This window comes from Enhydrobacter sp. (assembly GCA_025808875.1).
Classification (GTDB): domain Bacteria; phylum Pseudomonadota; class Alphaproteobacteria; order Reyranellales; family Reyranellaceae; genus Reyranella.
This window is the reverse complement of sequence record CP075528.1, coordinates 707,497-728,432: the sequence shown is the minus strand read 5'-3', so window position 1 is coordinate 728,432 and position 20,936 is coordinate 707,497. Positions and strand designations below refer to the sequence as shown.

The 20,936-nt window shown below is 68.5% G+C and carries 23 protein-coding genes; 10 read left to right on the top strand and 13 right to left on the bottom strand.

Annotated elements, in window-relative coordinates; all coding sequences use genetic code 11:
• Positions 1 to 3: 3 nt before the first annotated feature.
• The 7 genes from KIT25_03560 to KIT25_03530 all read right to left on the bottom strand — a co-directional run bounded on the left by KIT25_03560 (position 4) and on the right by KIT25_03530 (position 4,451).
• A complete protein-coding gene (locus KIT25_03560; protein ID UYN96033.1) occupies positions 4 to 642 on the bottom strand; it encodes a trimeric intracellular cation channel family protein in 639 nt (212 codons plus the stop codon).
• Complete coding sequence (ppa, locus tag KIT25_03555; GenBank protein UYN96032.1) at positions 639 to 1,169, bottom strand: inorganic diphosphatase; 531 nt, start codon at positions 1,167 to 1,169, stop codon at positions 639 to 641. Before ppa ends, KIT25_03560 begins: the two co-directional genes overlap by 4 nt.
• Entirely contained in the window at positions 1,166 to 1,552 is a 387-nt protein-coding gene (locus KIT25_03550) for a hypothetical protein (GenBank protein UYN96031.1), read from the bottom strand. Before KIT25_03550 ends, ppa begins: the two co-directional genes overlap by 4 nt.
• 90 nt (positions 1,553 to 1,642) lie before the next feature.
• Positions 1,643 to 1,957, bottom strand: coding sequence for a hypothetical protein (locus KIT25_03545; protein ID UYN96030.1), 315 nt, complete (start codon positions 1,955 to 1,957; stop codon positions 1,643 to 1,645).
• A 1-nt stretch (position 1,958) separates the two neighbouring features.
• Positions 1,959 to 2,276 carry a YggT family protein gene (locus tag KIT25_03540; protein UYN96029.1) on the bottom strand — a complete coding sequence of 106 codons (318 nt, stop codon included), beginning with the start codon at positions 2,274 to 2,276 and terminating at the stop codon, positions 1,959 to 1,961.
• 88 nt (positions 2,277 to 2,364) lie between these two features.
• Positions 2,365 to 4,167 carry a cation acetate symporter gene (locus KIT25_03535; protein UYN96028.1) on the bottom strand — a complete coding sequence of 601 codons (1,803 nt, stop codon included), beginning with the start codon at positions 4,165 to 4,167 and terminating at the stop codon, positions 2,365 to 2,367.
• A gap of 17 nt (positions 4,168 to 4,184) precedes the next feature.
• Positions 4,185 to 4,451 (bottom strand): DUF4212 domain-containing protein, encoded by a 267-nt coding sequence (locus tag KIT25_03530; protein UYN96027.1) that lies wholly within the window; start codon positions 4,449 to 4,451, stop codon positions 4,185 to 4,187.
• Positions 4,452 to 4,680: 229 nt separating this feature from the next.
• Here KIT25_03530 and KIT25_03525 point away from each other — a divergent pair, with 229 nt between their 5' ends.
• The 4 genes from KIT25_03525 (at position 4,681) to KIT25_03510 (ending at position 8,068) form a co-directional block, all read left to right on the top strand.
• Positions 4,681 to 5,286, top strand: a complete 606-nt coding sequence (locus KIT25_03525; GenBank protein ID UYN96026.1) for a hypothetical protein — start codon at positions 4,681 to 4,683, stop codon at positions 5,284 to 5,286.
• Positions 5,283 to 5,945 carry a 3'-5' exonuclease gene (locus KIT25_03520; GenBank protein UYN96025.1) on the top strand — a complete coding sequence of 221 codons (663 nt, stop codon included), beginning with the start codon at positions 5,283 to 5,285 and terminating at the stop codon, positions 5,943 to 5,945. The genes KIT25_03525 and KIT25_03520 overlap by 4 nt, the downstream gene beginning before the upstream one ends.
• A gap of 3 nt (positions 5,946 to 5,948) precedes the next feature.
• Positions 5,949 to 7,406: a CBS domain-containing protein gene (locus tag KIT25_03515; GenBank protein UYN96024.1), complete on the top strand. Its 1,458-nt coding sequence runs from the start codon at positions 5,949 to 5,951 to the stop codon at positions 7,404 to 7,406.
• Between the two features lie 74 nt (positions 7,407 to 7,480).
• Positions 7,481 to 8,068, top strand: coding sequence for a response regulator transcription factor (locus KIT25_03510; GenBank protein UYN96023.1), 588 nt, complete (start codon positions 7,481 to 7,483; stop codon positions 8,066 to 8,068).
• 27 nt (positions 8,069 to 8,095) lie between these two features.
• On the opposite strand, the gene KIT25_03505 is transcribed toward KIT25_03510, so the two are convergent.
• A complete protein-coding gene (locus tag KIT25_03505; GenBank protein UYN96022.1) occupies positions 8,096 to 11,488 on the bottom strand; it encodes a PAS-domain containing protein in 3,393 nt (1,130 codons plus the stop codon).
• 76 nt (positions 11,489 to 11,564) lie between these two features.
• On the opposite strand from KIT25_03505, the gene ettA reads away from it, so the two are divergent.
• Positions 11,565 to 13,241 carry an energy-dependent translational throttle protein EttA gene (gene ettA, locus KIT25_03500; protein UYN96021.1) on the top strand — a complete coding sequence of 559 codons (1,677 nt, stop codon included), beginning with the start codon at positions 11,565 to 11,567 and terminating at the stop codon, positions 13,239 to 13,241.
• Between the two features lie 144 nt (positions 13,242 to 13,385).
• Here the strand turns inward: ettA and KIT25_03495 are convergent, their stop codons facing one another.
• On the bottom strand, positions 13,386 to 14,027 hold the full coding sequence (locus KIT25_03495) for an rRNA adenine N(6)-methyltransferase family protein (protein ID UYN96020.1): 642 nt from the start codon (positions 14,025 to 14,027) through the stop codon (positions 13,386 to 13,388).
• A gap of 152 nt (positions 14,028 to 14,179) precedes the next feature.
• Between KIT25_03495 and KIT25_03490 the strand changes: the two genes are divergently transcribed.
• From KIT25_03490 to KIT25_03475, 4 genes are all read left to right on the top strand, one after another.
• The gene (locus KIT25_03490) at positions 14,180 to 14,356 is read left to right on the top strand and encodes a hypothetical protein (GenBank protein ID UYN96019.1); all 177 of its coding nucleotides are present in this window, start codon (positions 14,180 to 14,182) and stop codon (positions 14,354 to 14,356) included.
• Between the two features lie 63 nt (positions 14,357 to 14,419).
• Positions 14,420 to 14,647, top strand: a complete 228-nt coding sequence (locus KIT25_03485; protein ID UYN96018.1) for an isoprenylcysteine carboxylmethyltransferase family protein — start codon at positions 14,420 to 14,422, stop codon at positions 14,645 to 14,647.
• A gap of 135 nt (positions 14,648 to 14,782) precedes the next feature.
• Complete coding sequence (locus tag KIT25_03480; protein UYN96017.1) at positions 14,783 to 16,540, top strand: NAD(P)/FAD-dependent oxidoreductase; 1,758 nt, start codon at positions 14,783 to 14,785, stop codon at positions 16,538 to 16,540.
• Positions 16,541 to 16,551: 11 nt separating this feature from the next.
• Positions 16,552 to 16,878 (top strand): NIPSNAP family protein, encoded by a 327-nt coding sequence (locus KIT25_03475; GenBank protein UYN96016.1) that lies wholly within the window; start codon positions 16,552 to 16,554, stop codon positions 16,876 to 16,878.
• Between the two features lie 85 nt (positions 16,879 to 16,963).
• Here the strand turns inward: KIT25_03475 and KIT25_03470 are convergent, their stop codons facing one another.
• Positions 16,964 to 17,770, bottom strand: coding sequence for a sugar phosphate isomerase/epimerase (locus KIT25_03470; protein ID UYN96015.1), 807 nt, complete (start codon positions 17,768 to 17,770; stop codon positions 16,964 to 16,966).
• Positions 17,771 to 17,862: 92 nt separating this feature from the next.
• Here KIT25_03470 and KIT25_03465 point away from each other — a divergent pair, with 92 nt between their 5' ends.
• Entirely contained in the window at positions 17,863 to 18,498 is a 636-nt protein-coding gene (locus tag KIT25_03465) for an NAD(P)H-binding protein (protein UYN96014.1), read from the top strand.
• Positions 18,499 to 18,510: 12 nt separating this feature from the next.
• On the opposite strand, the gene cysE is transcribed toward KIT25_03465, so the two are convergent.
• The 3 genes from cysE to KIT25_03450 all read right to left on the bottom strand — a co-directional run bounded on the left by cysE (position 18,511) and on the right by KIT25_03450 (position 20,874).
• Entirely contained in the window at positions 18,511 to 19,320 is an 810-nt protein-coding gene (gene cysE / locus KIT25_03460; protein ID UYN96013.1) for a serine O-acetyltransferase, read from the bottom strand.
• 101 nt (positions 19,321 to 19,421) lie between these two features.
• Entirely contained in the window at positions 19,422 to 20,036 is a 615-nt protein-coding gene (locus tag KIT25_03455) for an ABC transporter substrate-binding protein (protein ID UYN96012.1), read from the bottom strand.
• A 34-nt stretch (positions 20,037 to 20,070) separates the two neighbouring features.
• Positions 20,071 to 20,874 (bottom strand): VacJ family lipoprotein, encoded by an 804-nt coding sequence (locus KIT25_03450; protein UYN96011.1) that lies wholly within the window; start codon positions 20,872 to 20,874, stop codon positions 20,071 to 20,073.
• Positions 20,875 to 20,936: the final 62 nt, after the last annotated feature.

Below are 20,936 nucleotides of genomic sequence, written 5' to 3'. Positions count from 1 at the left end.
GGTCTAGCTGCCGTCGCCGCCCCAGCGCGAGACCGGCGCGCGCCAACCGCGAAAGACCGCCATCAGGCGCAGGAAGAGGCAGGCCGACGCGCCGACCAGCATCGCCACCGCGGCGTCGACGTCGAAAGCATCGCCCAGAGCCACGGTGGCGCCGGCGGCGAGCGCCGCGACGGCATAGAGGTCGGTGCGCAGCACGAACGGCACGTCGCCGGCGAGCAGGTCGCGCAGCATGCCACCGCCGATGCCGGAGATCATGCCCAGCATCGCCGCCAGCAGCGGGTTGATGCCGAAATCGAGCGCCTTCTGCGTGCCCGTGACGGCGAACAGCGCGAGCCCGACGGCATCGAGCACCAGCACCGGCCGGTTGAGGGTGCGCACCACGGGATAGAGGAAGAAGGCGACCAGGCCGCCGACGGCGGCGATCGCCAGCACATGCCAGTGCCTGATCGCCATCGGCGGCACATCGCCGATCAGCAGATCGCGCGTCACGCCGCCCGCCACCGCGGCGATTCCGGCCAGGAACAGCACGCCGAAGACGTCGAAGCGCTTCTGCACGCCGAGCGCCCCGCCACTCAGCGCGAAAGCGAAGGTTCCCGCAGCATCGACCAGCGGCAGGAGGAGCGGCGCATGCGGCGCGCTCATCGCCGCCGAGCCCTCTCGATCGCCTCGGAAATCAGCCGCCTCGCCTCCTCGGCGTCGCCCCAGCCGAGCAGCTTCACCCACTTGCCGGGTTCGAGATCCTTGTAGTGGATGAAGAAGTGCTCGATCTGCTCGCGCGTGATTTGCGGCAGATCGGCGAAGCTCCTCACGTGGACGTAGCGCTGCGTGAGATGCGGCGAGGGTACCGCGATGATCTTCTCGTCACCGCCGCCGTCGTCTTCCATGCGCAGGACCCCGATCGGCCGCACGTTCATCACCGCGCCTGGGAGGATGGGGCGGGTGTTGGCGACCAGCACGTCGATCGGATCACCGTCGTCGCTGAGCGTGTGCGGCACGAAGCCGTAGTTCCCCGGGTAGCGCATCGGCGTGTAGAGGAAGCGGTCGACGACCAGCGTGCCCGCTTTCTTGTCCATCTCGTACTTGATGGGCTCGCCGCCGATCGGCACCTCGATGATGGTGTTTACGTCGTCGGGCGGGTTGCGACCGATGGCGATGGCATCGATGTTCATGGCGTACCAGTCCGCAGCGGACTGCCGACGGCGAGACTGATGGCGCACGTCACCAGCGCGACGTACGCCGCCAGCCGGGCATGGCGGAAATAGACGTCGGCCAGCGCGCCGCCAATCATCGTCTGCAGCCGCTCTCGCGGCAGGGCCGGGGCGTCCTCGATCATCAGCCACACTTCCGTGTGGCGGTAGTTGCGCGAACGCGCCCGCCAGCCGCGCCAGAACAGCACGACGGCGGCGATCGTCATCGACAGGGCGCCGACGCGCACGGCGATGCGCGGCTCTCCGGAGAAGCCGACCATGGCGGTGACAATGGCCATCAGGCCGAAGCCGCAACCGCGCCGCACCGACAGCTCGGCGTAGCGCCTGATGTCGTCGTAGCTCATGACGCGACGATAGCGCGGCCGCCCGCCCGGACCAACGACATCACGACTCCCTGAACGTGCACGGGCAAACTGCGTTGGGCGTGCAGAGAATCAGCCCAAGGCGTGCCGCAATGCCGGCGCCGCCAGCAGTGCTGCGCCGGCGATCCAGATGTACATGGCGACGTTGCTGTCGGCTGCGGGCTTGGCCAGGCGTTCGTAGAGCGCGGCCGGTATCCCGGAAAACAACAATGTGCCCGAGGCGACCAAGATCGAGCTGAAGAACAGCACCCAGCCGACCGAGCGCGGGAAGATTTCCGGCATCAGCACGGCCGCAATCGGCAGGGCGACGGCGAGGAACGGCGAAAACAGGCCGTTCAACGCACTGATCCCAACCACCGTGAACAGGAGAAAGTTGCGATCCATCACGTCAACCGCCCGTCCCCGGCCGCGGCGTCAGCCCAAACTGGTAGAGCACCATGAAGAACACGACCCGCAGCATCGCCACCCAGAAAGCGGCGGCGGGCGCGATCGCGATGGGCGGCAGCGCCGACGGCGTCACGTACGCCACCGGCCGGTAGATCCAGTCGGTCAGCCAGCGGAACGAACGGTAGATGTAGTTGGGGCTGTCCGGCGGCAGGAAAAAGCCCAGCATCAGCCGGCCGAACAGGCAGTAGAAGACGAGCGACAGGAAGTAATTGGGCAGATGGAAGTACCAGTAGCTCCACCAGATGTCCTGCGATGCCAAGTGCCGCTCCCTTGCACCGACTGTAGCGCGATGCCCAAAAAAGAACAGGACCCCGAAGGGCCCTGTTCGCTCGGTCTTGGTCCTGCGTTCAGGTGGTCACGCCCCTGGGTACGCGGATCGAGTCGACGAAGTCCTGCATCTCCTTCGACGGCTCGGGCGTCATCAGGCTTACGATCCAGGTGACGATGAACGCCACCGGCAGGCCGAACAGCGCCGACGAGATGTTGCGGATGCCCCACCACAGGTCGGTGCCGAACATGCCCTTGAAGGTTTCCGGCGCGTACCGGGTCATGACCAGGTAGAAGAGACACACCGCGAAACCCGACATCATGCCGACGATGGCACCTGTCTTGGTCGTGCGCTTCCACCAGATGCCGAGCACCAGCGGCGCGAACAGGCCGGCCGCCGCGAGCGAGAAGGCCCAGGCCACCATCTGGATGATGCCCGAGGGCCGCGTGCCCGCCACCGCCGCCGCGATGATCGCGACGATGACCAGCAGCGAGCGCGCCACTAGCAAACGACGGGCCGTCGAGGCCTTGGGGTCGATCATCTTGTAGTAGACGTCGTGGCTGAGCGCGTTGGCGATGGCCAGCAGCAGGCCGTCGGCGGTGGAAAGCGCCGCGGCGAGGCCGCCCGCCGCCACCAGGCCCGACACCACGTACGGCAAGCCGGCGATCTCCGGCATCGACAGCACGATGATGTCCTGGTGGATCCTGAACTCGGCGAGCTGGAGGATGCCGTCCTTGTTGGTATCCGTGATGGTCAGCAGGCCGCCGACCTGGGACCAGTTCTGGACCCACGCCGGGAGCTGGGCGATCGGCTGGCCGATCACGTTCTGGTAGACCTCGAGCTTCGCGAAGGCGGCATAGGCCGGCGCCGTGAAGTAGAGCAGGAAGATGAAGAAGATCGACCATGCCACCGAGGTGCGCGCCTCGCGGACGCTGGGCGTGGTGAAGTAGCGCATCAGGATGTGCGGCAGCGATGCCGTGCCGACCATCAGGCAGAGCACCAGTGCCCAGAAGTTGTTGAATTCGGTCCAGGTGAACTGGCCTTGAGCGTTGGTGAAGGACCCGACGAAGTGCTTGGCGACACCGAGCTTGTTCTCGAGCTCGGTGATCTGCTCGAGTGCCCGGCCGTAGGTCAGTTCGGGGATCGGGAATCCGTAGTGCGAGGTCGACAGCCAGACCACCGGTACGAGGTAGGCGATGATCAGGATGATGTACTGCGCCACCTGGGTCCATGTGACGGCCCTCATGCCGCCCAGCATCGAGCACACCAGGATGCCGAGCAGGCCGACGAAGATCGCGACCTCGAAGGGAATGCCGAGGAAGCGCGAGGTAATGATGCCGATGCCGAAGGTCTGCGCGACGATGTAGGTGAACGACGCCGCGAACAGCACGATCACGCCGCACAGCCGCGCGGCATTGCCCTCGTAGCGCGTGCCGAGGAAGTCGGGCACGGTGAACTGGCCGAACTTGCGCAGGTAGGGCGCCAGCAGAATGCCGACCAGCACGTAGCCTCCGGTCCAGCCCAGCACGTAGCCCAGAGCGTTGTAGCCGCCGAGATAGATGCCGCCGGCCATCGAGATGAAGGAGGCGGCGCTCATCCAGTCGGCACCGGTGGCCATGCCGTTGTACAGCGCCGGCACCTTGCGGCCGGCGACGTAGTACTCTGACAGGTCCATGGTACGCGACAGGATGCCGATATAGGCGTAAACGGCGATCGTCAGGAACACGAAGGCGTAGCCGATGATCTTGTTCGGCACACCCATCTGCTCCAGCACGGCGAGGATCAGCGTGAAGCCGATGAAGCCGCCGGCGTAGCCGCCGTAGATCTTGCCCAGATTGTTGATGAAACTGCCGCCGGAAGCGGTGGTGTTGGTATTGGCCATTTCTCCCCTCCTCCGGATCAGTCTTCCTGGACGCCGAATTCTTCGTCGATCTTGTTCTGCGAGATCGCGTTCCAGGCGCACAGCACGACGAAGGCGATCAGCGATCCCTGCGCGGCCATGTAGAAGCCCATCGGGAAGCCCAGGATCTTGATACCGTTGAGCTGCACCGCGAAGAAGTGCACGACGAAGCTGAAGAAGATCCACAGCACGAAGATCGTCCACATCAAACGCGATGTCTTGGTCCAGTACTTCTGCATTTGCGCAGCGTCGAGTTTCTGAGCCATGCCCGTTACTCCTCCTCAGTTCCTTGTTGCGTCAGCCACAGGGGCGCGTGTCGTTGCGTCGGAAACGGCCGACGAAGAAAGACGAAATCTGGACACGCAGCGCATGCTCTGCCTTGTCCTCCCACAATCGATGGCGCCGTGACGCGGCGCTCCTAGCTTCTTGGCCCGAAAAGAGTACTCTGCCTCGGCGTCGCCACAATCAGACCAAAGTCGAACACTGATCCACACGATGCTGTCGTTCTTCAAAGCGTTCCTGCCCAGGCCGAAGGTCCGCAACGTCGCTGCGTTGCAACAATTCCTCGACGGCGAGGCGGCCCATCTGGCGCAGCGCACCGTGATCGACTTCGCCCGTAACGAACTGGGCAGTCTCAGCGCCCATGCGTTCGCCGATCCGCGCTTCCAAGCCAAGCTCGCAGTGTCGCGCTGGGAAGGCTTCGCCAGCGCGCTCGCCGACATGATCGTGCTCGTGCACGCTTGCCTGCAGGCGGCGGGGGCTCCGCGCCCACAACTCGACGTGCGCCTGGGCGATCTCTACGCGGCGATCTTGGCCGACCATCCCGTGCCGGAGCACCGACCGCAGGGATGGGACGCTGAGATCACGACCCTCCGTGGCCGTCTTTCCGCGCAAGCCGGAACGATCGATCCGCAGGGGTACGCCGCGAAGACAGGCGGGCTGGTGTTCAAGACCCTGCCCTTCGCGCCACGCGATCCGGTCGAGAACCGCATGGTGCTGTGCAACGCCTTTGCCTTCGGCCTGATCGCCTTCAACGATCGCCTGCGCCGGCTGCTGGTGGCGCCTTCGGTTTGCGACGACCTCGTCGCCGCGGGGCCGTGACCCTCGCCCGCTTGTTCGGCCGCTATCTGCGGCGTGCCGACCCGTCGGGGCACTGGAACGGCCTCGCCCACACGCCGCTCGATCGCCTGCCCATGGTGGTGATCGACTGCGAAACCACCGGCCTCGACGCCCGCCGCGACCGCATCGTCTCCTTCGCCGCGGTCCGCATCGCCGAAGGCCTGCACATCGTCGAGCCGCCGACGCTCGACCTGCTGGTCGATCCTGGCATCGAGATCCCGGCGCGGGCCACCGCGATCCACGGCATCGAGCGCTCGCATCTCGCCGACGCGCCGACCTTTTCGCAGGCCTTCCCGTCGATCGCGGCGGCCCTGTCCGGCGCGGTCGTCGTGGGCCATTTCGTCGGCTTCGACCTCGCGATACTCGGCCGCGAGGCGGCGCGCGCCGGCCGGCCGTGGCGCGAGCCGCCGAGTTTCGACACCGCAAGTTTGGCGGCAGCGTTCGGCCACCGGCCCGAGCACAACGACCTCGAAGCCCTGCTCGGGCAGCTTGGCGTCGATCCTGCGGGACGCCGCCACAATGCCGCCGACGACGCGCGCATGGCCGCCCGCCTTTTCGTCGCCCTCGCCCATCGGCTGATCGGCCAGGGCCGCGGCACATACGGCGGCATCGCCGCCGCCCATCGCGCGCCGCCGCGTTGAACCATGGACACCGCGGCGCTCGAGCGGCTCGACTCGTTTCCCTACCGCCACCACGCGGCGGAACTGATGACGCAGCCCGTCGTCACCATCGCGTCGACGCTGCCGATCGCCGATGCCGCGCGGATGATGAGCGAGCGGCGCATCAGCTCGCTCGTGATCGTCGACGGCGACGGGCGCCTGCACGGCATCCTGACCGAGCGCGACGTGCTCAGGCTCGCCGCCGGCCACGCCGCGCTGACCGGCCCGGTCTCGTCGGCGATGTCGAGTCCGGTACACGCCATCGAGCCCGACGCGCCCATCTACCGCGTCATGGCGCGCATGGCGCGGCTGGTGGTGAGGCACCTCGTCGTGGTCGACGATCACAACCGGCCGGTCGGCATCCTGACCGCGGCCGGCCTCCTGAAGCAACGCGCCCAGATCGCCCTGACTCTGGGCGACGAGATCGCCGTGGCGCCCGACAGCGCGAGCCTGCGCGCCGGCCACGACAAGCTGCCCGGCCTGGTGCGCGCGCTGCACCGCGAGGAGGTGACGGCAAGCCAAATCTCGGCGGTGGTCGCCGGCATTACGCGCGACCTCACCGCGCGCGCCGCCGAGCTGGCGCTCGCGGAGATGAAGTCGACCGGTCAGGGCGAGCCCCCCGCGCCGTGGTGCCTTCTGGTGCTGGGTTCGGCCGGCCGCGGCGAGTCGCTGCTGGCGCCCGACCAGGACAACGCCCTGATCCACGAGGGCGGCGAGCGCGACGATACCTGGTTCACGACCTTCGCGGAGCGCCTCAACCGGGTGCTCGACGAAGCCGGCGTGCCCTACTGCAAGGGTGGCGTCATGGCCAGGAACGCGCCGTGGCGCCACTCGCTCGGCGCTTGGTGCAACCTGATCGATGAGTGGATCGCGCGGCCACAGCCCGCAGCGCTGCTCGGCGTCGACATCTTCTACGACTTCGTCGGCGTACTGGGCGACCGGCGGCTGGCCGGCGCGCTGCGTCAGCATGCCGTACGCGCCGCCGCGCGCTCGCCGACGTTCCTGCGCCTGCTCGCCGCCGCCAGCGAGGAGGTGCCGAGCGCCACCGACCTGCTCGGCCGCCTGCGCACCCAGGGAGGGCGCATCGACCTCAAGCTCCACGGCCTCTTTCCCATCGTTGCCACGGCGCGGGTCGCGGCGTTGGCCTGGGGATCGAGCGCGACCTCGACCGACGCACGGCTTGCCGAGGCGGCGGCGAAGGGCGCACTCGAGGAGGAAGCCGCCCGGTCGCTCGTCGAAGCGCGCGGGGTCATCGTGGAGACCATCCTCGAGCAGCAGCTCGCCGACATCGCCGCCGCCCGCACGCCCGACAATCGGGTCGATCCGGGCCGGCTCGGCCGGCGGGCGGCCTCGCGGCTGCGCAGTGCCCTGGCGGTGGCCGCCAGAACGCCCGCCCTCCTGCACGATATCCTGAGCAATCGTCCGATCGCGGGCACGTCTTGACGTTGTATGGCCGCGAAGACCAAGCTTCGCCCATTGTGGAGGCTCCCTCCTTTCTGATCGCCGACGATCATCCCATGGTGCGGGATGCCCTCGCCTCGGCGCTGGCGCAGGCTTTCGCGGGCGCCCGCATCGCCACCGTCGCGACGCTGGCCCAGGTGCAGGCCGAACTTGACCGCGAGCCCGAGACCGACGCCCTCTTGCTCGATCTCGACATGCCGGGCATGGCCGGGCTGACCGGCCTCGCCCTGCTGCGCGCCGAGCATCCGATCGTTCCCATTATCGTGGTGTCGGCGGCGCGCGAGACGCAAACGGTGCGCCGTGCCTACGAGTTCGGCGCATCGGCCTACATCGACAAGTCGGCGTCGCTCGACGAGATCGTGGGCACCGTGACGGCGGTCCTCGACGGCGAGGTTTTCGCCCCGCCGGCGGAAGCCGAGCCCGCCGACAGCTTCGCCCAGCGCGCCGCCCAGCTCACGCCGCAGCAGTGGCGCGTGCTCGCGCTGATGGTGCACGGCGACCAGAACAAGCAGATCGCCCACAAGCTCGGCGTCGGCGAGGCCACCGTGAAGGCGCACGTGACGGTCATCCTGCGCAAGCTCGGCGTGCGCTCGCGCACCCAGGCCGTCATCGAGGCGCGCGGTCTCGCCTTGCCGGCATCCTGAGCCGCCGGCCGCAGGGCGCGCCACGCCTCAGGCGGTCATGCCGATCATGCGGCCGCGCAGACGCAACAGCGCACGCAGCGATGCCGGCTTGACCGGCTTGTGCAGCAGCTCGACCTGCTGGGCGCGCGCGCGCAGGCGCAGGGTCGGGTCACGGTCGGCGGTGACCAGGGCGGCGGTCACCGGCTGGCCCCACTTGCGGCGCAATACGGCAACAACCTCGAGCCCGTCGGGTCCCTCGTCGAGATGCAGATCGGCAAGGACGAGATCGGGCAGTCGCCCGATCCTCGCGATCTGGTCGAGTGCGTCCTGCAAGGTGGCCACGCTGACGACCCTGCAGCCCCAACCGCCGAGCAGCGCCGCCATCGCCTCGCGCACCCTCACCTCGTTGTCGATGCACAGCACGAGGCTCTCCGACTCGATCGTCGGCGTCGTCTTCATGACGGGGGCGCTGACCGGCGAGGCGACGACGGCGGCGACGCGCGGCACCGTCACGGAGAAGGTCGAGCCCTCGCCCGGCGCCGAGGCGATGCCGATCGGCAGATCGAGCATCCGCGCGATGCGATCGACGATGGCGAGGCCGAGACCCAGCCCGCGCTCCTCGCGCGGTGCCTCGTCCTCGGGCTGCAGGCGCACGAACTCGTCGAAGATCACCGACTGCTTGTCGCGCGCGATGCCCGGCCCGTTGTCGCGTACCTCGATGCGAAGTTCCTCGCCGACACGCCGGCAGCCGACCAGCACGCGCGGCGGCCGCCCCTCGGAACGGCCGTAGCGCAGGGCGTTGCTCAGCAGGTTCTGCAGGACGCGGCGCAGGAACGCCGGGTCGGTCAGCACGAAGGCCCGGGTCGGCACGACCACCAGCTCGATGCCACGCTGCGCGGCGACCGGCGCGAAGGCGGTGGCGAGCGATTCGAACAGCGGCTGCAGGGCGAACGGCCGCTTCTCCGGCTTGAAGGCGCCGGCGTCGAGCTTGGAGATGTCGAGCAGCGCGTCGAGCAGCGATTCGACCGCGCCCAGACTGGTGTCGATCTTGCCGCCGAGATCGTTGCCGGGGTCGCGGTCGAGCAGCGCCGCAGTGAACAGGCGCGCGGCATGCAGCGGCTGCAGCAGATCGTGGCTGGCGGCGGCGATGAACCGTGTCTTGCCGAGGTTGGCGGCCTCGGCCTCGGCGCGACTCGCCTCGAGCTCGGCGGTGCGCTCGATCACGCGCTGCTCCAGCGTCTCGGCCGCCTGGCGCAGCTGACGGTCGCTGTCGCGCAGCGCCTGGGCGGTGCGGACGCGCGCTGTCACGTCGTTGCAGGTGGCGACGAAGCCGCCGCTGGGCAGCGGGTCGAGGCGCAGCTCGACGACGCCCCCGCCGGGCGTGGCGACCTCGTGTGTCTCCGACGCATGGGGCCGCCGCAACAGCGGATGGTCGAGGGCGAGCAGGGTCGCGAAGCGGTCGTTGGAGATCTCGAGCCGCCCCTCGTTGTCGAAGGCGGCAATCCCCATGCCGACATGGTCGAGCGTGTTGCGCAGGATCTCGTAGTTGTAGCTGATCGCCTGCGAAGCCTCGTCGATGATGGCGCGCGCACTGCGCGGCAGCAGCAGGCCACGCCTGCCGAAGGCGGCGACGATGATGCGCGCCGACGCCGCGCCCAGGGTGCCCGACAGCAGCCGCTCGGTCCGGCCGAGCGCCGTCTCGAGCGAGAGCGCTTCGCCCGACAAAGCCGCGGCCGCCCGCTCGACGCCGACGAAGCGCGCGAGCAGCTGGCGCAGTTCCTCGATGCGCGCCATGTCGGCGGGCGAGCGCGGCGCCGGCTGCTCGGTTCCCGTTTCCGGCGCCTCGGGGCCCAGCACGAAGGCCTCGGCCTGCTCGCGATCGCGCGCCAGCGGCCGCACCAGCAGCGACACGCCGACCAGCAGCGCGGTGTTGACCAGAATGCAGACGACGAAGCCCTGCCCGACCGAATCGAGTTCGGCGAAGGGGCCGGGCAGGTAGGGTTGCAGCGGCGCGCCCTGCCGGCTGCCCGACGTCTGGTGCAGGGTCGGCAGCAGGAGCGCGTAGAGCCATACGACGAAGCCGCCGACCAGGCCCGCGACGACGCCGTAGCGGTGCGCGCCGCGCCAGTAGAGGCCGAGCACGACGCCGGGCGCGAAGTTGGCAACGGCGCAGAAGCTGATCATGCCGATGCTGGCGAGCGGCAGGTAGCCTGAGATGATGCGCTCGTAGGCGTAGCCCGCCATCAGGATCAGCACGACCGCGGCGCGGCGCACGAAGACCACCAGCGGGCCCAGGTCGCGCGGCGCGGCGGCCTGCTGCAGGGTGGCCTGGCGGCGCAGCACGTAGGGCATGACCAGCTCGTTGCCGATCATGCCCGACAGCGCCATGCAGGCCACGATTACCATCGAGGTCGCGGCCGACAGGCCGCCAATGAAGACGAAGACCGACAGCCAGCTCTGGCCGTGCGTCAGCGGCAGCTGCAGCACGTAGAGGTCGGGGCTGACCTGCGGCCCGAGGATCAGCAGGCCGGCGGCCGCGATCGGCACGACGAACAGGTTGATCAGCAGCAGGTAGAGCGGGAACAGCCAGCGCGCCGTGCGCAGGCTCGCCGGATGGCCGTGCTCGACCACGGCGACATGGAACTGGCGCGGCAGGCAGAGGAAGGCCATGCCCGACAGCAGCGTCATCACCACCCACGACAGCGGCGAGCCCTCGCGCGTCACGCGCTCGGCGATGCCCGGCATCTCGTTGACCCGCGCCACCAGGTCGGCCGGCCCGTCGAACAGCACCCACAGCACGAACGGGCCCATGGCGAGGATGGCCAGCAGCTTGACCACCGATTCGAAGGCGATCGCCAGCATCATGCCGCGATGCTGCTCCGACGCCTGCACGTGGCGCACGCCGAACAGGATGGTGAACACCGCCATCAGGGCCGCCACTATCAGCGAGGTGTCGGTATGGACTACGCCGGGCAGGCTGCCGGGCAGCGGCGTCGGCGCGGCGATAGTGCTGAAGGTCGACGACACCGCCTGCAGCTGCAGCGCGATGTAAGGCAGCACGCCGAGCGTGGCGAACAGCGTCGCCGTGACGCCGACGGCGCGGCTCTTGCCGTAGCGCGAGGCGAGGAAGTCGGCAATCGAGGTGACGTTGTGCTGTTTGGCCACCCGCACCATCTTGCGCAGCATCGGATAGCCCAGCACCACGAGCAGCGCCGGGCCGGTGTAGATGAAGATGAAGTCGATGCCGGCGGTGGCGGCGCGGCCGACGCCGCCGTAGAAGGTCCACGACGTGCAGTAGATGGCGAGCGACAGGCCGTAGACCGCCGGCGCCATCGAGCTCGACGACCAGTCGCGGGCGTAGCGGTCGCCGAAATAGGCGACGGCGAACAGCAGCCCGAGATAGGCCAGCGACAGGGCGAGGACGGTGGGTTCCGCCAGCATACGTGCGCGTTTTCTCCCTGCGGCATTGAACCCCGCCGGGCGGGTCGCTACAAGCGCGGCACACTGGGGAATCGATATGGCTTCGTATCAGTACATTTACGTGATGAAGGGTCTGAACAAGACCTATCCGGGCGGCAAGCAGGTCCTGAAGGACATCTGGCTGTCCTTCTTCCCCGGCGCCAAGATCGGCGTGCTCGGCCTCAACGGCTCGGGCAAGTCCACCCTGCTGCGCGTCATGGCGGGCAAGGACGACAACTTCACCGGCGAGGCGTGGGCCGCCGAGGGTGCCAAGGTCGGCCTGCTTGAGCAGGAGCCGCAACTCGACGCCAAGAAGGACGTGCTGGCCAACGTCATGGACGGCGCCGGCGAGATGGCCCGCCTGCTGGGCCGCTTCGAGGAGGTGTCGAACGCCTTTTCCGATCCCGACGCCGACATGGACAAGCTGATCGCCGAACAGGCCGAGCTGCAGGAGAAGATCGACGCCGGCGACGGCTGGGATCTGCAGCGCACGGTCGAGGTGGCGATGGACGCCTTGCGCTGCCCGCCGGGCGACGCCGAGGTTGACAAGCTGTCGGGCGGCGAGCGCCGCCGCGTGGCGCTCTGCCGGCTACTGCTGTCCAAGCCCGACATGCTGCTGCTCGACGAACCGACCAACCATCTCGACGCCGAATCGGTGGCCTGGCTGGAGCGCCACCTCGCCGAATTCCCCGGCACCGTCGTCGCCGTGACCCACGACCGCTATTTCCTCGACAACGTGGCGGGCTGGATCCTGGAACTCGACCGCGGCCAGGGCATCCCGTGGGAGGGCAACTACTCCTCCTGGCTGAAGCAGAAGGAGCAGCGGCTCGCCCAAGAGGAGAAGGCCGCCGACACGCGCCGCCGCACTCTGCAACGAGAGCTGGAATGGATGGGCACCAGCCCGTCGGCGCGGCGCTCCAAGAGCAAGGCACGCATCGCTGCCTACAACCAGATGGTCGAGGAGGAGCAGAAGGCGACGCTCGACACGGCGCAGATCGTCATTCCGGCTGGCCCTCGGCTCGGCGACCACGTCATCGAGGCCGACAAGATCTCCAAGGGCTTCGGCGACCGTCTGCTGATTGACAACCTCTCCTTCAGGCTGCCGCCGGGCGGCATCGTCGGCGTGATCGGCCCCAACGGCGCCGGCAAGACGACGCTGTTCAAGATGATCACCGGCCAGGACAAGCCCGACTCAGGCTCCTTCTCGGTCGGCCCGACGGTGAAGCTCGGTTACGTCGACCAGAGCCGCGAGACGCTCGATCCCAACAAGACCGTCTGGGAGGAGCTGTCGGGCGGGCTCGACATCATCAAGCTCGGCAACCGCGAGGTCTCGAGCCGCGCCTACTGCGGCTCGTTCAACTTCAAGGGCGCCGACCAGCAGAAGAAGGTCGGCCAGCTCTCGGGCGGCGAGCGCAACCGCGTCAATCTGGCGAAGATGCTGAAGAGCGGCGCCAACGTGCTGCTGCTCGACGAACCGACCAACGACCTCGACGTCGACACGCTGCGGGCGCTCGAGGAGGCGCTGGTCGACTTCGCCGGCTGCGCCGTGATTATCTCCCACGACCGCTGGTTCCTCGACCGCATCGCCACCCACATGCTGGCCTTCGAGGGCGACAGCCACGTCGAGTGGTTCGAGGGCAACTTCCAGGACTACGAGGCCGACAAGAAACGCCGCCTCGGCCACGATGCCGACCAGCCGCACCGCATCAAGTACAAGCCGCTGGTGCGGAAGTAGGTCCCGGCGTCGTCCACGCCGCCGTCCACAACGCGCGGACGGATCGGATGCCGATGGCGCAAGGGTTTCGGGCCGATCGTCCACGAATCCACGCCATCCCGCGGCGTCCACGGAATCCACGCCGTCCACCGAATCCACGCAATTTCATGTCGCGCGGACGAACGGCCATTCCCGCTGGACGAAGGCGGCGTAGGACGCGGCCATCGCCGCCGGCAGGAGTGGCGGGTCGCGGCGCCGGATCGCGAGCAGCCCGCCATCGACCCGCGGCACCGGCCGGAAGGCGCTGGCCGGGAGGCGGCGGACGAGAGCGACGTCCCACCACGGCGCCCAGGCGGTCGAGAGGAGAGTCGTGGGCGGTTGCGCCGCGCGCTTCAGCGCCACCTCCCACTGCACGACCACGTCGGCGCGCTGAAGCGGCAGCGCCGGATCGTCGAGCAGGCGGCGGAAGATGTCGGTGGTGCGGCCGAACGGCAGCGAGCCCAGCACGCGGAACGGCCGGCGCGGCAGGTCGAACGCCAGGAAGTCGCGCTGCACGACCCGCACGCCGCGCAGCTCCTCGCGCAGGCGCCCCGCCCAGTGCGGATCGGGCTCGACCGCGATCAGCCGCACGCCGCGCCGCACGAGCGCGCGCGTGAACGCGCCCGAGCCGGCGCCGACCTCGATGACGAACTCGCCGGGGACTAACTCAGCCTGATCGACGATCTGTTCGGCAGTCGCGGGATCAAGAAAGTTCTGGCCGAGCCGGCGCCGCCGCCAGTCCCGGTCTGTCCGCCGCCGGGCGGACACGGAAGAACACCATGGTCATAGTAAATAGATAGCATACATAAGCCCTGTCGTCCTGAGCGAAGCGATGGACCTAGCAGGACAATCAGCGACTCCGTTGCCAATGCGAGATCCTTCGCTTCGCTCAGGATGACAAGAGGCCATGGAGGAGTGTCATGAGCGACACGGCAGACATCGCCGTCATCGTCCGCCCGCCACTCGCCTGGGCGCTCGCCATCGTAGTCGGCCTGGCGCTCGACTGGCCGCTGCCCCTGCCTTTCATGCCGACGGCACTGCCGGCGGGCTGGCTTGGCGCTGCGGTGTTCGCGTTGGCCTTCGCGCTCGCGGTGTGAGCGATCGCCACCATCACCCGCGCCGGCTCGAACGTACCCACCAACCGGCCGACCACGGCCATCGTGATCGCCGGGCCCTACCGCTTCACGCGCAACCCGATCTATCTCGGCATGATGGTGGGGCAGGTCGGACTCGCCATCGCCTTCGACAGCCTGTGGCTGCTGGTGACGCTCGTGCCCTTCGCCCTCGTCCTGCGCTACGGCGTGGTGGCGCGCGAGGAGGCCTACCTCGAGCGCAAGTTCGGTGACGACTACCGCCGCTTCCGCGCGCGTGTGGGGCGGTGGGTGTAGTGCGACCGACTCGCGCAGATTGCCGTCTTGCTTCTGAAGGCCGAAACGGAATGGACTTATGACGTCGGTTCAGGGGGTCGTCGCGGCCGCTCTTGCTGTACTATTCCCACAGCGCACAGCAGCAGGAGAAAAGGGATGGACGGCCTGGCGATCGACGCCTCGGCGAGAGCGACGGCGCAGCACTGGCTCGACGCGTTTTCAAAGGCACTGGCATCCGGCGACCGGGGACGCATCGCGGCACTGTTCGCCGATGAGTGCCATTGGCGCGACGTCCTCGCCTTCCACTGGGACCTGCATACGTTTTCCGGCGCCGCGGCGATCGCCGACCGGCTGACGCCCACGATCGCGAGCCGGGCGCCGCACTCCGTCCAGCTCGCGGCCGACCGCACGCCGCCGCGGGTCGTGACGCGCGCCGGCACGAAGGCCATCGAGGCGATCTTCACCTTCGAGACGAAAGTCGGTCCGTGCACCGGCGTCGTCCGGCTGGTGTCGGAAGGCGGCGGCAAGCCGCGCGCCTGGACCCTGATGACGTCGCTCGCCGAGATCCGCGGCCACGAGGACCCGGCGAACGGCAAGCGCTGGCAGAACGTCGACTGGAAGCGCAACTTCGGCGGCGAGAACTGGGCGGATCGCCGGCGCAAGGCCCAGGCCTTTGAAGACCGCGATCCGGCCGTGCTCGTCGTTGGCGCGGCGCAGGCCGGCTTGATGGCGACGGCGCGGCTGTCGATGCTCGGCATCGACACGCTGACGATCGATCGCGAGAAGCGGATCGGCGATTCGTGGCGACGGCGCTATCACGCGTTGACCCTGCACAACGAGACGCGGGTCAACCACTTCCCCTACATGCCGTTCCCGCGCTCATGGCCGGTCTTCATCCCCAAGGACATGCTGGGCAACTGGTTCGAGCTTTATGCGGAGGCGATGGAGCTCAACGTCTGGACGGGCACCGAGCTTCGCTCCGCCCGCTACGACGACGCGGTCAAGCGCTGGACCGTTACGCTCAAGAAGGCGGACGGCAGCGAACGGACCATGCATCCGCGCCACGTCGTGTTCTGCAACGGCGTCAGCACCATCCACAAGATGCCCGACCTGCCCGGCCTGAAGGAGTTCCGCGGCACCGTCCGCCATTCCGGCGATTACGGCAGCGGGCTCGACTGGAAGGGTAAGCGCGCGCTGGTGCTGGGCACCGGCACGTCGGGCCACGACGTCGCGCAGGATCTCGCCGTGTCGGGCGCCGCCGAGGTCTCGATCATCCAGAACGGTGCGACGCTGGTCGTCAGCCTCAAGGAGGCGCAGGCGCCCTATGCGCTGTACGACGAGGAGATCCCGTTCGAGGATCTCGACCTGCTGGCGACCTCGTTCCCCTTCCCGATCTACAAGCGCTCGCACCAGCAGATAACGATCCGCAACGCCGAGGCCGACAAGGAGCTGCTGGACGGCCTCAGGAAGCGCGGCTTCAGGCTGACCTTCGGCCCCGAGGGCGAGGGCTGGCAGATCATGTACGGCAACCGCGGCGGCGGATACTACTTCGACGCCGGTTGCTCGCAGATGATCGTCGACGGCAAGGTCGGGCTCATCCAGTTCGCCGACATCGCGCGGTTCGGGCCCGAGGGCGCCTATATGAAGGACGGCACGGTCCGGAAGGCCGACCTGATCGTGCTGGCGACGGGCTACGAGGGCCAGAAGGAGGCCGTGCGGCCGATCCTGGGCGACGCGATCACCGACCGCATCGGGTCGGTCTGGGGCTTCGACGCCGAAGGCGAGCTGGCCGGCATGTGGCGGCCCACCGGGCAGCCCGGACTGTGGTTCCTCGCCGGCGGCCTCGCGCAATGCCGCATCTACTCCAAGGTGCTGGCGCTGCAGATCAAGGCGCGCGAGCTGGGCATTGTCTGAGGGGAAGACACATGGCGCTCTACGAACTCCGCACCTACACGCTGCATGTCGGCAAGATGGCCGAGGCGGTGAAGCTCTACCAGCAGTTCGGCTATCCGGCGCTGGAGAAAGGCGGCTTCGCGCGGAAGCTGGTCGGTTATTTCCAAGCCGACACCGGCACCATCAACCAGCTCGTGCATCTGTGGAAGTTCGACGACGATGCCGACCGGCGCAGACACTGGTCGGGCCTGGGCACCCATGCCGACTTCGTCGACGGCTTCGCCGTCAAGTTCCGCCCGCTGGTGGCGACGCAGGAGGTCAAGCTGCTGACCGCCGCGCCCTGGGGTCCGCATCCATAGGCGGAAGTCGGGCCAGTGAAGAATCGTCACGCAGCGGTGGGATAGATGCGCTCGTCCTTCAGCCGAACGACATTCGGACGATGGGCTAGCCGAAGGCCTTGGCCAGCGCCTGCTTCGTCGCCTGGGCGCCCTCGCGCGCGGTGTCGGCCGCCGGCTTGTTCCAGTGCGCGGGGTTGGGCGCCTCGTAGCTGAGGTAACCCGTGTAGTTCTTCTCGGCGAGCAGGCGGAACAGGCCCGACCAGTCGGCGACCCCCCTGCCGGGCGGCAGGCGGTCGACGGGCGGCGGTCCGTTGGGCGGCGCATCGGGCACGTCGCTGTACTGGACATAGAAGATCTCAGATTCCGGCATGTCCCTGAAGCCGGCGCCCGACCGGCCGCCGCGCTGCAGGTGATAGGCGTCGAGCAGCACGCCGACGCTCGGCTGGCCGGCCCGCTTCACCGCGTCGCGCACGATCTCGAGCGTCTTCATCACCGGATGCTGGAACTGGTACTCGACGGCGAGCCGCAGCTTGTGTTCCGCCACGATCGCGCCGGCGCGCGCGATGTTGGCAATGGCGTCGTCGAGGCTCGCCTCGCCCGGGCCGATGGCGGTCATCAGCATGGGGCAGCCGAGCGCCACGGCGTTCTCGCAGGTCTCGCGCATCACCTTGAACAGCCGCTCCTGCTCCTCGCCCTTGCGCGAGAAGACCCAGCCATACTCGACGCCCATGCAGGCGACCGGCAGGCCGCTCTTCCTGACCAGCCCGATCGCGTCGGGGTCGCGCGTGAAGTCGACGCGGCGCAGCTCGATGGCGTCGAAGCCACCTGCCCTGGCCGCCTCGAGCGCGCCGGCGAGCGGCGTGGTGTCGACCGTCCAGGTATGCAGCGCGAGGCCGCGGAACTTGTGTGTCATGGCGCCGATCCTCTTCCTCTTTGCCCGGGTTTGCCGTCCCGACGATGATAGGATGTCCGGGCGATGAAGTCCTGCACACCGAACTGAACGCCATGCGCATCCTGCTTCTCGGCGCGAGCGGCAGCGTGGGCCGCCGGCTCATGGCTCAGGGCGTGGAGCGCGGCCACACGATTCGCGCGCAGACGCGGGACGCCGCACGCCTGGCGGACGCCCCGGCCGCGGTCGACGTCGTGGCCGCCGACCCGACCGACGCGGCGGCGCTTCGGGCCCTCGTGGCCGGTCGGGAGGCCGTCGTGATGACGCTCGGTGCGGCGCCCGGACGACGGACGACCCTCTTCTCCGACGTCACTGCGAAACTGATCCCGGCGATGATGGCCGAAGGCATCCGCCGCCTGGTCGCCATCACGGGTGTCGGCGCGGGCGAGACACGCGGCCATGGCGGCCTGATCTACGATTGGATCGTCTATCCGCTGTTCACCCGCCCCCTCTACGAGGACAAGGACCGCCAGGAGCAACTCATCCGACAGTCGGGCCTCGACTGGGTGATCGTGCGGCCGGCGCCGTTCTCGGCGACCGCCGGAGCGACACCGCTTCAGGTCGTGACCGACGTGACGCCACAGACACGGCTGGTTCGCATTACCCGCGACGAGGTCGCGCGCTTCGTCCTCGACCAGCTCGCCAACGACCGCCACCTGCGCAAGGCCGTCTTCATCGGTCACGCCGCCTGAGCGGGCGGGGCCTCAGATTCGCTGGTCCATCTCGAGCGCGGGCTCGGGAACATCGACGCAGCCGATGATGCGCGCCGGCACGCCGGCCGCGGTGCAGCCGGCCGGCACCGGCTCGAGCACGACCGAGCCCGCGGCGATCTTGGCGCAGGCGCCGATCTCGATGTTGCCCAGCACCTTGGCGCCGGCGCCCAACAGCACACCGCGCCGCACCTTGGGATGGCGATCGCCGCGCTCCTTGCCGGTGCCGCCGAGCGTCACGCCGTGCAGCATGCTCACGCCGTCCTCGACGACGGCGGTCTCGCCGATCACCACGCCGGTGCCGTGGTCGATGAAGATGCCCTTGCCGACCACGGCGCCGGGATGGATGTCGAGCCCGAACAGCGCCGAGGCGCGGCTCTGCAGGTAGTGGGCGAGCGCGTGCCGACCCTGCAGCCACAGCCAGTGCGCGGCGCGATAGGTCTGCAGCGCATGATAACCCTTGAACCACAGCAGCGGGTCGAGATGCGAGGTGCAGGCCGGGTCGCGGTCGGTGACGGCGACGATGTCGAAGCGCGCGGCGAGGCCGATGTCGGGATCGACGGTGAAGGCCTCCTCGAAGATCTGGCGGATCAGCGCCGCCGGCACCTCGGTCGTGCCGACCAGGCGCGCGAGGTGATAGCTCAGCGCGCCCTCGAAGCGCGACTGGCTGAGCACCGTGGCGTGCAACATGCCGGTCAGCACCGGCTCGCGCGCAGCGGCCGACTGGGCGGCCTCGCGGATCCTGGTCCACACCGGATCGACCGAGCGGTGCTCGGCCGGATTCTTGACGACTGCGCTATCCATGGCGCTCTCCTCGACCCCGGCAACCCGGGGCGGACAAGACGCCTCCCGGACCGAATTTTACGCTTGCCCTGCCGCCGGCGCAAACCGGACGGCGGCATCCGCTACTGGCGGGCGCCGCGGGCCTCCAGCTCCTGCACCAGGGCGTCGACCTTGCCGCCGTGCTGCTGGATGTAGGAATTGAAATCGGACCGTCTAGTCATGACCATGCTGACGCCCTCGATCTTGACGTCGCTGATGCGCAGGCCCTGGCCGCGGTCGCGCACCTCCCATTCGATCTTGATCGGCTCGCCGCTCGTCTGGTTGAGCCGCGAATCGACCATGAAGACACCATTGGGCCGGCTCGCGACCCGGCCCAGGGCCAGGGTCTGTCCGCCATACTGGCCGAAGCGCTCGCTGTAGGCGCGCGCCTCCGCGCCCGCCGCGGCCTTGAGGAAGCGCTCGCGCAGGTCCTCGGGCGTGCGTTCCCAGTGCGTGCCGAGCGCCGAGCGGCCCATGTAGGCCAGGTCGAACTCCGATTCGAGGACCTGGCGAATGCCGGCCTGGCGGTCCGCGCCGGTCTTGCTCTTCACCAGGTCGATGACCTTCTGCGACACGCCCTGGATCAGCCTGGCGGCATCGTCGGCGGTCGGCTGGGCCGCCGACGGCCATGCCGCGAGACAGAGGGCGCCGGCGACGAACAGGCATGCGGCATGACGACGAAAAGCGAGCAGAGGCACCGTTCGCTCCCTACGGAATGAGTTGCCTTGAGTCCTATCGTACCAACGCGAGATTGTCGCGACGGTTCAATTCGCCCCGCGCGCCCGCCTTCTCCCGCTTCTCGCGGATGGTGTCGGCGCGTTGCTGGGTGTAGGCCGATTTCAGCGCCGCGTAGTAGTCGACGCTGTTCTTCTCGAGATCGTCGAGCGCGAACATGGTGCGCGAGCGCGTGTCGACCGCCATGGCGGCATAGCGTGCGCCGACGGCGATCCATTCCCAGGCATCGGTGCCGCTGTTGAATACCGTGAACAGTCCGAACGGATCGACCGCGGTGTCGATCACGAGGCCGACGCCGTCGCGCGCGTTGCTCGGGCCGGCCACCGGCAGCACCAGATAGAAGCCGCCGTTCTCGGGCTCGACGCCGGCATAGTAGCCGATGGTGTTGCCCATGCTCTCCTTGGTGCGCGGCAGGCCGATGGCGCTCGCCACGTCGAAGATGCCGACGATGCCGACCGTCGAGTTCACGATGAAGCGCGCGAGCGTCGTGGCGGCGCGGCCGGGATCGCCCTGCACGACCTCGTTGATGGCGGTGACGGGTTCGCCGAGGTTGTTGAGCAGGTTGGTCAGGCCCTTCTGGGCCGGCGCCGGCACCCAATCGCGATAGAGGACCGTGATCGGCCGGAGGGCGATCATGTCGACGGCGCGGTTGATGGAGAAAATGAAGCGGTTGGGCGTCTCGATGGGATCCCAGACGTCGGCCGTGCCGGTGTCCTGATAGGAGCCGCAGCCTCCGACGAGGGCGGCCGAAGCCACCACGACGAGAAGGGAACGGCGCGCCTTGGCCACTACTCGATGCATGACAAATCCGACCATCCGGCCATTCCTGAAGGGCGGCTGTTTGCCGCTGTTGGGTAACAGTC